The 2,501-nt window shown below is 34.9% G+C and carries 1 protein-coding gene; it reads left to right on the forward strand.

Going from position 1 to position 2,501, the window contains the following annotated elements; translation table 11 throughout:
* Positions 1-2,484, forward strand: a 2,484-nt coding sequence (locus RQ763_RS11330) for a bifunctional diguanylate cyclase/phosphodiesterase (protein ID WP_314153087.1), incomplete at its 5' end; no start/stop codon positions are given.
* Between the last annotated feature and the right edge of the window lie 17 nt (positions 2,485-2,501).

The following is a 2,501-nucleotide window of genomic DNA, read 5'->3' on the forward strand; positions in this document are numbered from 1 at the left end:
GTAGTTTTAGTTTTTACGGCCTATCTTCATACGACGCTTGCACGAGAAAATGCCATTAAAAATGCCAACACCGTCTCAAACCAAATTTTTTCCTCAATGTATCAAGTTATGAAAAAAGGGTGGAGCAGAGAAGACTTAAATGATTTTATGCACTCACTCAAGGAAAACTTTGATGAGAGTCGCTACTCCGTAAACATATACCGTACAGATAAAATAAAAGAGCTTTTTGGAGAGGTGCCGGAAAATCCAAGAGATGATTTGGCAAATTCTGTTTTAATAAGCGGGGAAAAGGTAACCATTAGCGATATGGGCAAAATAAGAAACCTTTTGCCTCTCAATGCAAAAAAGGAGTGCTTAAGCTGCCATGTAAACGCAAATGTCGGTGATACACTGGGTTTAATAGATGTAGAGCAAAATTTTGTTGAAGTTATAAAAGAGACATTTTTGGATTATGTCTATTTTTTCTTAATCGTATTGCCGATTTTTATATTTGTCGCATTTATAAGTTCTAGATACACCACATCAAGAATAACCCAGTCACTTAAGCTTTTCAACAAAAAAGTACAATCCATTAACTCGGTTGAAGATTTTAAAGAGTTTGACCCTACCGACATAGATTCAAGGTTTGATGAGATTAATGCGATTATTTTAAATGTAAATGAACTGGCTCAAAAACTAAAAACAATAGCAGTTGACAAAGATTTGCTTGAGTTTGAGGTACAGCTGCTTGATAAATTCATAATAACTTCGGAAGTCGTTCAAGATTGGCGTGATTTCATTAGTGAACTTCTGATAGACATAAACAAGATTATGCCGACTTATACGCTTATGACTATTTTTAGAATCGGTGATGATCAGTTTGAAGTCGATATTTTCTGGTTTGGTATTCCTGATGCCGATGTAAAAGTGCGATTTGAAGAGTATGTAAGAGAGTCCGTCCAATCAAGCAATCACTTTTTGGGTTATACCGACTACACGATTCGTCATAATGTATCTGATTACAATAGTTGTATTACGGTAAAAGACTATGGAAATTTTGCACACAGAACAAAATCTCTCTTTTTGGACACTCCAAAAATAGGCGGAATTGTAGGACTTAGCATACAGTCAGAGATGGCAACAGATCCTATTAAACATATAGTAATAGACAGTATTTTAACAACTATGGCAAATCTGGTCGGTTCGGTTAAAGCTATAAATAAATATACAAATGATTTAGAGTACTACGCAGCACATGACCCGCTTACAGGACTCTTCAACCAGCGTGTATTTGTTGACTTTTTAGAGTATGAGATAAAGCGTGCAGAGGCTCATGGATACGAATTTGCTCTTATGGTTATAGACTGTGATAATTTTAAACCTATTAATGACAGATATGGGCATTCTTTTGGAGATTTGTATCTACAAGAGTTTTCTAGAGTTCTTGAATCATCAAAAAGAAGTGAAGATATACTCTCGCGCTACGGCGGTGATGAGTTTACTTTGATTTTACCTGAGTGTGGGTTAGAGGGTGCTCTTGCAGTTGCTCACAAGATAGCAAGGTCAATAGAAGATTTTAAACTCTTAACTAGTGATGGAAGTCATGCAGGTGTTACAGTCTCTATCGGAATATCCATCTATCCTGAGCATGCAAAAACACAAAAAGAGCTTTTTGTAATAGCTGATGGAATGATGTATAAAGCTAAAGAGGATGGCAAAAACAGCATTAGAGTTCCTTCAGGAGATGATATTGTCTCTGTTATAAAAGAACAAACAGCGAAGTCTTCGCTTCTTATAGATGCTGTTGCAAATAATCGCATTGTTCCGTATTTTCAGCCGATTCAAACCACAGTTAGCGGCAAAAATGAGATACATGAGCTTCTTATGAGGATTGAAGTAGACGGCAAGGTAGTTTCAGCGTATGAGTTTATAGAAGTTGCAGAGAGCATGAGTATCATCAACCGCATGGATCTAATGGTAATAGAGAATGCATTTATGAAGATAAAAGAAGAAAATTATCAGGGAATTTTGTTTATAAATTTATCCCCAAAATCTCTTATTGTAGGTAATTATGCAGATTCAATAACACAGCTTATAAAACAGTATGATATATCCAGAGACAATATTGTTTTTGAAATAACAGAGAGAGAAACCGTTAAAAACTTCGCTCTTTTGGAAAAATTTGTAATGAACCTAAAGATAGCGGGTTACAAGTTTGCTATAGATGATTTTGGTTCAGGCTTCTCCTCTTTTCATTATATTAAAAAATTTCCTATTGACTATCTTAAAATAGATGGTGAGTTTATTATAAATATAAATAAAGATAAAAAAGATAAAGCATTCGTCCACAGTATACTCACGCTTGCAAAAGAGCTTAATGTTAAAACGGTTGCAGAGTACGTAGAGGATGAAGAGATCGTTAAAACACTCAAAGAGATGGGAGTGGATTATCTTCAAGGATTTCACATAGGAAGACCGAAAAATAATTTTACAATCGTTGAGTAAATAAATATAATAGAATT

It is taken from the genome of Sulfurimonas sp., assembly GCF_032250635.1.
Taxonomy (GTDB): domain Bacteria; phylum Campylobacterota; class Campylobacteria; order Campylobacterales; family Sulfurimonadaceae; genus Sulfurimonas.